Origin of the sequence: Pseudomonas sp. YQ_6, assembly GCF_043103245.1 — a bacterium.
In the GTDB taxonomy this organism is placed as follows: domain Bacteria; phylum Pseudomonadota; class Gammaproteobacteria; order Pseudomonadales; family Pseudomonadaceae; genus Aquipseudomonas; species Aquipseudomonas alloputida.
In genome coordinates this window covers 1-7,669 of sequence record NZ_JBICJR010000010.1, presented here as the reverse complement: position 1 = coordinate 7,669, position 7,669 = coordinate 1, and the positions used below count along the sequence as shown (strand labels likewise).

Here is a 7,669-nt window from a genome sequence, read left to right as displayed (position 1 = left end):
GCTCCAAAGCCCTACTAAAGATAAGGCGAAACCGTGACCCTTCACCTCCAAGCCGCAGGCCTGGCCTGCGAGCGCGACTGGCGCCTGCTGTTCGAGCAGCTCGATTTCGAGCTGGGCGCCGGCGACATGCTGCAGATCAGTGGCCCCAACGGCAGTGGCAAGACTAGCCTGTTGCGCCTGCTGGCCGGGCTGATGCAGCCGACGGCCGGGCAGATTCTGCTGGGTGGCAAGCCCCTGGCCGAACAGCGACATGCCCTGGCCAGCGCCCTGCTGTGGATTGGCCATGCCGCCGGTATCAAGGACTTGCTAACTGCCGAGGAGAATCTCACCTGGCTGTGCGCCCTGCACCAGCCGGCCAGCCGCGAGGCGATCTGGGCGGCGCTGGAGGCTGTCGGCCTGCGCGGTTTCGAAGACGTCCCCTGCCATACCCTGTCGGCCGGTCAGCAGCGCCGTGTGGCGCTGGCCCGGCTGCACCTTGCTTGCCCGCCGCTATGGATTCTCGACGAGCCGTTCACCGCGCTCGACAAGCAAGGCGTGGCGCAGCTTGAAGCGCACCTGGCAGCCCACTGCGAGCAGGGCGGCACGGTGGTGCTGACGACTCACCACACACTGGAACGCAAGCCCTCCGGTTACCGAGAACTGAACCTGGGGCAATGGGCTGCATGAGCGTATTCATTTTGTTGCTGCGCCGCGAAGCACGCCTGCTGTTCCGTCGCCCGGCCGAACTGGCCAACCCGTTGGTGTTCTTCGCCATCGTCGTGGCCATGTTCCCGCTGGCGGTCGGCCCGGAAAGCCAATTGTTGCAAACCTTGTCGCCGGGCCTGGTCTGGGTGGCGGCGTTGCTGGCCGTGTTGTTGTCGCTGGACGGCCTGTTCCGCAGCGATTTCGAAGACGGCTCGCTGGAGCAATGGGTGCTGTCGCCGCACCCACTGGCGTTGCTGGTGCTGGCCAAGGTGCTGGCGCACTGGATCTTTTCCGGGCTGGCGCTGGTATTGTTGGCGCCACTGCTGGCACTGATGCTGGGGCTGCCAAGCCATTGCCTGCCGGTGCTACTCGGTTCGCTGCTGCTGGGTACGCCGGTATTGAGCTTGCTGGGCGCGGTAGGTGCGGCGCTGACAGTCGGCCTTAAACGCGGAGGTTTGTTACTGGCGTTGCTGATTCTGCCGTTGTATATCCCTGTATTGATCCTGGGCAGTGGTGCGTTGCAAGCGGCGTTGCAAAATATGCCGGCAACCGGCCATCTGCTCTGGCTCGCCAGCCTGACGGCCCTGGCCGTTACCCTGGCACCCTTTGCGATAGCGGCCGGCCTGAAGATCAGCGTCGGCGAATAACGAGTCCCGGGCTCTCAAGCCCGGCAAATACCCTGGATGTACCCTGATGAAAATAAGCTGGACGTGGTTCCACAAGCTGGGCTCCCCGAAATGGTTCTATGCCATCAGCGGCCGCATGCTGCCGTGGCTGGCCGGTGCTGCCGTGCTCCTGCTGCTGGTCGGCATCACCTGGGGCCTGGCCTTCGCCCCCCAGGACTACCAGCAAGGCAACAGCTTCCGCATCATCTATATCCATGTGCCGGCGGCGATGCTGGCGCAGTCCTGCTATGTGCTACTGGCGGTGGCCGGGGTGGTGGGGCTGGTGTGGAAGATGAAACTGGCCGACGTCGCCCTGCAATGTGCCGCGCCCATTGGCGCCTGGATGACCGCCGTGGCGCTGGTTACCGGCGCCATCTGGGGCAAGCCGACCTGGGGCAGCTGGTGGGTGTGGGATGCCCGCCTTACGTCCATGCTCATCCTGCTGTTCCTGTACTTCGGCATTATTGCGCTGGGCCAGGCGATCAGTAATCGTGACAGTGCGGCCAAGGCCTGTGCGGTGCTTGCGATTGTCGGTGTGGTGAATATCCCGATCATCAAGTATTCGGTGGAGTGGTGGAACACCCTGCACCAGGGGGCCACTTTCACCCTTACCGAAAAGCCGGCAATGCCGGCCGAAATGTGGCTGCCGCTGTTGTGCACGGCGCTGGGTTTCTACTGTTTCTTCGGCGCCGTACTGCTGCTGCGCATGCGCCTTGAAGTGCTCAAGCGCGAAGCACGCGCCAGTTGGGTCAGGGACGAAGTATTGAACAGCCTGGGGCGGAGGGCCGCACAATGAGCTTTGCCACCTTCGGTGACTTTCTCGCCATGGGCCACCATGGCCTGTACGTGTGGTCGGCCTATGGCATCTGCCTGGCGGTGCTGGCGCTGAATGTCGGTGCGCCACTGCTGGCTCGTCGTCGCTATTTGCAAGAAGAGGCGCGCCGTTTGCGCCGGGAGAACAACCAGTGAATCCGCAGCGCAAGAAACGCCTGTTGCTCATCGTCGGCCTGCTGGTCGGCGTCGGGGTTGCCGTCGGCTTTGCCTTGAGCGCATTGCAGCAGAACATCAACCTGTTCTATACACCGACCCAGATCGCCAACGGCGAAGCCCCGCTGGACACGCGCATCCGCGCCGGCGGCATGGTCGAGAAAGGCTCGGTGCAGCGCTCGGCCGACTCGCTGGACGTGCGTTTCGTGGTAACCGACTTCAACAAGTCGGTACCCATCACCTACCGCGGCATCCTTCCCGATCTGTTCCGCGAAGGGCAGGGTATCGTCGCCCTTGGCAAGCTCAACACCGAAGGTGTGGTGGTAGCCGATGAGGTGCTGGCCAAGCACGACGAGAAATACATGCCGCCCGAAGTCACCAAGGCCCTGAAGGAAAGCGGCCAGGCCGCTACCGGCGGAGAGACGAAGCCATGAACGCAGCACTGGTAGTCCCCGAACTGGGCCAGTTGGCGATGATTCTGGCCATCTGCTTTGCCGTCGTGCAGGCCAGTGTGCCGCTGCTTGGCGCGTGGCGTGGCGACAGCCTGTGGATGAGCCTGGCGCGGCCGGCAGCCTGGGGGCAGTTCGCCTTCCTGGCGTTTGCCTTTGCCTGCCTGACCCATGCCTTCATGACAGACAATTTCTCGGTCGCCTATGTCGCCAGCAACTCCAACAGCGCCTTGCCCTGGTACTACAAGTTCAGTGCGGTGTGGGGCGCCCATGAGGGTTCGTTGCTGCTTTGGGCGCTGATCCTCGGCGGCTGGACCTTTGCCGTGTCGGTGTTCTCCCGGCAGTTGCCGCAAGTGATGCTGGCCCGCGTGCTGGCGGTAATGGGCATGATCAGCGTGGGCTTCCTGAGCTTCCTGATCATTACTTCCAACCCATTCCAGCGCCTGCTGCCGCAGGTGCCGACCGATGGCCGTGACCTCAACCCGCTGTTGCAGGACTTTGGCCTGATCGTGCATCCGCCGATGCTGTACATGGGCTACGTGGGCTTCTCGGTGGCCTTCGCTTTCGCCATCGCCGCCTTGCTCGGCGGCCGGCTGGACGCTGCCTGGGCGCGCTGGTCGCGGCCGTGGACCATCGTCGCCTGGGCTTTCCTGGGTGTTGGTATCACCTTGGGTTCGTGGTGGGCCTACTACGAACTGGGCTGGGGTGGCTGGTGGTTCTGGGACCCGGTGGAAAACGCCTCGTTCATGCCTTGGCTGGTGGGCACCGCACTGATCCACTCGCTGGCGGTGACCGAGAAGCGCGGGGTGTTCAAGAGCTGGACCGTGCTGCTGGCAATTGCCGCATTCTCGCTCAGCCTGCTGGGTACCTTCCTGGTGCGTTCCGGGGTGCTGACCTCGGTGCACGCGTTTGCCGCCGACCCTTCGCGTGGCATTTTCATCCTGTTTTTCCTGCTGTTCGTGGTTGGCGGGTCGCTCACCCTGTTCGCCCTGCGCGCACCGGTGGTCAAGAGCCAGGTCGGTTTCGCCCTGTGGTCGCGTGAAACGCTGCTGCTGGCCAACAACCTGGTGCTGGTGGTCGCGGCTTCGATGATTCTGCTCGGTACCCTGTACCCATTGGTGCTCGATGCCCTGACCGGGGCCAAGCTGTCGGTCGGCCCGCCCTACTTCGACGCCTTGTTCCTGCCGCTGATGGCGCTGCTGATGGTGGTGCTGAGCGTGGGCGTGGTGGTGCGCTGGAAGGACACCCCGGGCAAATGGCTGGCCAGCATGATGACCCCGGTATTGATCGGCAGTGCCATCCTTGCCCCGGTTGCCGGCTTTATCGTCGACGACTTCGACTGGCCGACGCTGACGGCCTTCGCCCTGGCCGCCTGGGTAGTGCTTGGCGGGCTGCGTGACATTCTCGACAAGACCCGCCACAAGGGCCTGGTCAAAGGCCTGCCGGGCCTGGGCCGCAGCTACTGGGGCATGCAACTGGCGCACCTGGGCCTGGCGGTGTGTGCGCTGGGCGTGGTGCTGTCCAGCAACAACAGCGCCGAGCGCGACCTGCGCATGGCGCCGGGCGAAAGCGTGGAGCTGGGTGGCTACCACTTCCTGTTCCAGGGCGCCAAGCACTTCGAGGGGCCGAACTTCATCTCTGACAAGGGCACCATCGTGGTCAGCCGCGATGGCCGTGAAGTGACCACACTTTACCCGGAGAAGCGCCTGTACACCGTGCAGCAGTCGATGATGACCGAAGCAGGTATCGACGCCGGCTTTACCCGCGACCTGTACGTTGCGCTTGGCGAGCCACTGGAGAATGGCGCCTGGGCTGTGCGCGTACATATAAAGCCTTACGTCCGCTGGATCTGGCTGGGCGGTCTGCTGACCGGCCTGGGCGGGTTGCTGGCGGCCCTCGACCGGCGCTACCGCGTCAAGGTCAAGACCCGGGTGCGTGATGTCCTGGGCGTGTCTGGAGCAGCTGCATGAAGCGTTGGATCATGGTAGTGCCCCTTGCAGTGTTCCTGCTGGTGGCGGTGTTCCTCTACAAGGGGCTTTTCCTCAAGCCCGACGAGCTGCCTTCGGCAATGATCGGCAAACCGTTCCCGGCGTTTTCCCTGGCTTCGACACAGGGGGACCGCACCCTGACTCAGGCTGACTTGCAGGGGCGTCCGGCACTGGTCAACGTGTGGGCCACCTGGTGCCCGTCGTGCAAGGTCGAGCACCCGTACCTGAACCAGCTGGCACAGCAGGGGGTGGTGATCCATGGGGTCAACTACAAGGATGACAACGCCGCCGCGCAGAAGTGGTTGGCCGAGTTCCACAACCCCTATCAGCTGGATATTCGTGACGAACAGGGCAGTCTGGGCCTGGACCTTGGGGTGTATGGGGCGCCGGAAACCTTCCTGATCGATGCCAAGGGCATCATCCGCTACAAGCACGTAGGCATCGTCGATGCCACGGTCTGGCGTGAACAGCTGGCGCCGTTGTACCAGGGCCTGATCGACGAGGCCAAGCCATGAGGCGCTGGCTGGCAGCTGCGGTGTTGGGCATGAGCCTGGCCGGTGTGGCCAAGGCGGCTATCGACACCTATCAGTTTCGCGACGAGGCAGAGCGCGAGCGTTACCAACAGTTGACCAAGGAACTGCGCTGCCCCAAGTGCCAGAACCAGGATATTGCCGACTCCAACGCGCCGATTGCTGCCGATCTGCGCCGGGAAATCTTCCGCATGCTCGGCGAAGGCCAGAGCAACCAGCAGATCATCGACTTCATGGTCGACCGCTATGGCGACTTTGTGCGCTACAAGCCGGCGCTCAGCGGGCGTACCTGGCTGCTGTGGTTTGGCCCGGGGATCTTGCTGGCCGGTGGCTTCGTGGTGCTGGCGGTGATCGTACGCCGGCGCCGTGCTACGGCCGCGCAAGGCGCCGATGAGTTGTCTGCCGAAGAACGCGAGCGTCTCGCCAAACTGCTGGAAAAAGAACAGACCCATGATTGAATTCTGGCTTAGCGCGGGCCTTCTGCTGCTCGCTGCCCTCAGCTTTTTGCTGCTCCCGATCCTGCGTGGCCGCCGTCGCCAGCAGGAAGAAGACCGCACGGCCTTGAACGTGGCCCTTTACCAGGAACGTGTCGCCGAACTGGCGGCCCAGCAAGCCGCCGGTGTGCTTGATGAGGCGCAGATGGCCAAGGGCCGGGACGAGGCTGCCCGCGAGCTGCTGGCCGATACCGAAGGCGCCGAGGCCCCGCGCCAGGGGCATTTGGGCAAGGCCCTGCCGCTGCTGGCTGCGGTACTGGTGCCGCTGATGGCGCTGGGGCTATACCTGCATTTTGGTGCGGCGGACAAGGTGGCGCTGACCCAGGAGTTTGCCGAGGCACCCAAGTCGATGGAAGAAATGACTACGCGCCTTGAGCGCGTGGTGCAGGCCCAGCCGGATTCGGCCGAGGCCATGTATTTCCTTGGTCGGGCCTACATGGCCGAGCAGCGCCCGGCCGATGCCGCGCGTACGTTCGAACGGGCCGTGGCCTTGGCTGGCCGCCAGCCCGAGCTGCTGGGGCAGTGGGCCCAGGCCCAGTACTTTGCCGCCAACAAGCAATGGAGCCCGCAATTGCAGGCGCTGACTGACGAAGCGCTGAAGGCGGACCCCAACGAGGTGACCAGCCTGGGCCTGCGTGGTATTGCCGCGTTTGAAGGTGAGCGTTATCAGGAAGCCATCGACTACTGGAAGCGCTTGCTGGCGCAGTTGCCAGAAGGTGATGCATCGAGAGCGGCGTTGCAGGGGGGGATCGACCGTGCCGCCGAGCGCCTGGGGGGCGCGTCAGTGCAGGCTACCGAGCCTGCACCTGTGGCGGCTCGCCTGAAAGTGCGGGTGGAACTGGCGGCTGCCTTGAAGGACAAGGTCCAGCCGGACGACACGGTGTTTATCTTCGCTCGCGCCAGCAATGGCCCGCCGATGCCGCTGGCGGCCAAGCGGGTGACCGTGGCGCAGTTGCCGATCGAGGTGGAGTTGTCTGATGCTGATGCGATGATGCCGCAGATGAAACTGTCGCAGTATGCCGAAGTCCAACTGGTTGCACGTGTTTCACGCGCGGGTCAGCCTACCCAGGGTGAGTGGATTGGCCAGGGTGCTCCGTTGTCTAGCGCCACCCAGGCTACCCAGCACCTGACCATCGACACTCCAGACCAGTAAGAGAGCAATGCCATGCACAGCACCGTCCGCCTGACCCTGATTACCCTGGCCCTGGGTTTGTCTGCGTGTACGGTGCATGAGCCGTACGAGCAGCCCGCGCCACCGATCGAGCGTGTGCCGCCGTCGGGGCCGGTGGTCAAGCCCTTGCCGGGCAGGCAGCCTGCCACGCAGCCGAGCAAGCCGGCGGCGATACCCAAGCCCATGCCGCGCACCTCGGCCAGCTTTGCGCCACCGCCTGGCGGGGCAAGTCACTGGGATCCCAAGCTGGGTGTATATGTGTTGGAGAAGCAGCCCAATACCTTCTACCGGCAGCGTACCTACTATCGGTTCGATAACGGCTGGAGCTGGTCGTTGAGCCCGAATGGGCCTTGGCAGGAAACTGACAGCAGTGGTGTACCCGGTGGGTTGGGGCGGGCGTTCGCGCAGTAACGCTGTTTCTGTATCTGCTGCTTCTGCTTCTGCTTCTGCTTCTGCTTTTGCTTGTAAGCGCGCGGTAGTTCAGGCGACGCAGATTGCGACTTCAGGAGGCCGAGCGCAGGGCTTGCGAAGGGAGGTGACGGGCATGGATGCCCGTCAAGCGCTGAGGCCCCATGGATGGGGCCTGCAGCGCGTACTCCCGGGAGCAAGACCGTAGCGAGGGGACCCCGGAGCGTAGCGCAGGGGCCGGATGATAGGAGCCAGCGTTTTTTGGTTACTTTTTGTCGCGTTTGACAAAAAGT

10 protein-coding genes are annotated in these 7,669 nt (G+C 63.9%); all 10 read left to right on the top strand.

The genetic code is table 11. The features are described from left to right. Positions 1-33 precede the first annotated feature (33 nt). The 10 genes from ccmA to ACF8FG_RS03310 are packed head-to-tail and all read left to right on the top strand — an operon-like array spanning position 34 to position 7,379. Positions 34-666 carry a cytochrome c biogenesis heme-transporting ATPase CcmA gene (gene ccmA / locus ACF8FG_RS03355; RefSeq protein ID WP_003254385.1) on the top strand — a complete coding sequence of 211 codons (633 nt, stop codon included), beginning with the start codon at positions 34-36 and terminating at the stop codon, positions 664-666. Further along, positions 663-1,331, top strand: coding sequence for a heme exporter protein CcmB (gene ccmB / locus ACF8FG_RS03350; RefSeq protein WP_012051653.1), 669 nt, complete (start codon positions 663-665; stop codon positions 1,329-1,331). The genes ccmA and ccmB overlap by 4 nt, the downstream gene beginning before the upstream one ends. A 46-nt stretch (positions 1,332-1,377) precedes the next feature. Next, on the top strand, positions 1,378-2,145 hold the full coding sequence (locus tag ACF8FG_RS03345; protein WP_010955058.1) for a heme ABC transporter permease: 768 nt from the start codon (positions 1,378-1,380) through the stop codon (positions 2,143-2,145). Continuing rightward, positions 2,142-2,318: a heme exporter protein CcmD gene (gene ccmD / locus ACF8FG_RS03340; RefSeq protein WP_003254380.1), complete on the top strand. Its 177-nt coding sequence runs from the start codon at positions 2,142-2,144 to the stop codon at positions 2,316-2,318. The genes ACF8FG_RS03345 and ccmD overlap by 4 nt, the downstream gene beginning before the upstream one ends. Next, complete coding sequence (gene ccmE, locus ACF8FG_RS03335; RefSeq protein ID WP_014590169.1) at positions 2,315-2,770, top strand: cytochrome c maturation protein CcmE; 456 nt, start codon at positions 2,315-2,317, stop codon at positions 2,768-2,770. Before ccmD ends, ccmE begins: the two co-directional genes overlap by 4 nt. Continuing rightward, positions 2,767-4,755 carry a heme lyase CcmF/NrfE family subunit gene (locus ACF8FG_RS03330; RefSeq protein ID WP_014590170.1) on the top strand — a complete coding sequence of 663 codons (1,989 nt, stop codon included), beginning with the start codon at positions 2,767-2,769 and terminating at the stop codon, positions 4,753-4,755. Before ccmE ends, ACF8FG_RS03330 begins: the two co-directional genes overlap by 4 nt. Next, the gene (locus ACF8FG_RS03325; protein WP_014590171.1) at positions 4,752-5,288 is read left to right on the top strand and encodes a DsbE family thiol:disulfide interchange protein; all 537 of its coding nucleotides are present in this window, start codon (positions 4,752-4,754) and stop codon (positions 5,286-5,288) included. The genes ACF8FG_RS03330 and ACF8FG_RS03325 overlap by 4 nt, the downstream gene beginning before the upstream one ends. Next, positions 5,285-5,761: a cytochrome c-type biogenesis protein gene (locus tag ACF8FG_RS03320; RefSeq protein WP_014590172.1), complete on the top strand. Its 477-nt coding sequence runs from the start codon at positions 5,285-5,287 to the stop codon at positions 5,759-5,761. Before ACF8FG_RS03325 ends, ACF8FG_RS03320 begins: the two co-directional genes overlap by 4 nt. Next, entirely contained in the window at positions 5,754-6,950 is a 1,197-nt protein-coding gene (gene ccmI / locus ACF8FG_RS03315) for a c-type cytochrome biogenesis protein CcmI (RefSeq protein ID WP_014590173.1), read from the top strand. Before ACF8FG_RS03320 ends, ccmI begins: the two co-directional genes overlap by 8 nt. 12 nt (positions 6,951-6,962) lie before the next feature. Further along, positions 6,963-7,379: a hypothetical protein gene (locus tag ACF8FG_RS03310; RefSeq protein WP_014590174.1), complete on the top strand. Its 417-nt coding sequence runs from the start codon at positions 6,963-6,965 to the stop codon at positions 7,377-7,379. Positions 7,380-7,669: the final 290 nt, after the last annotated feature.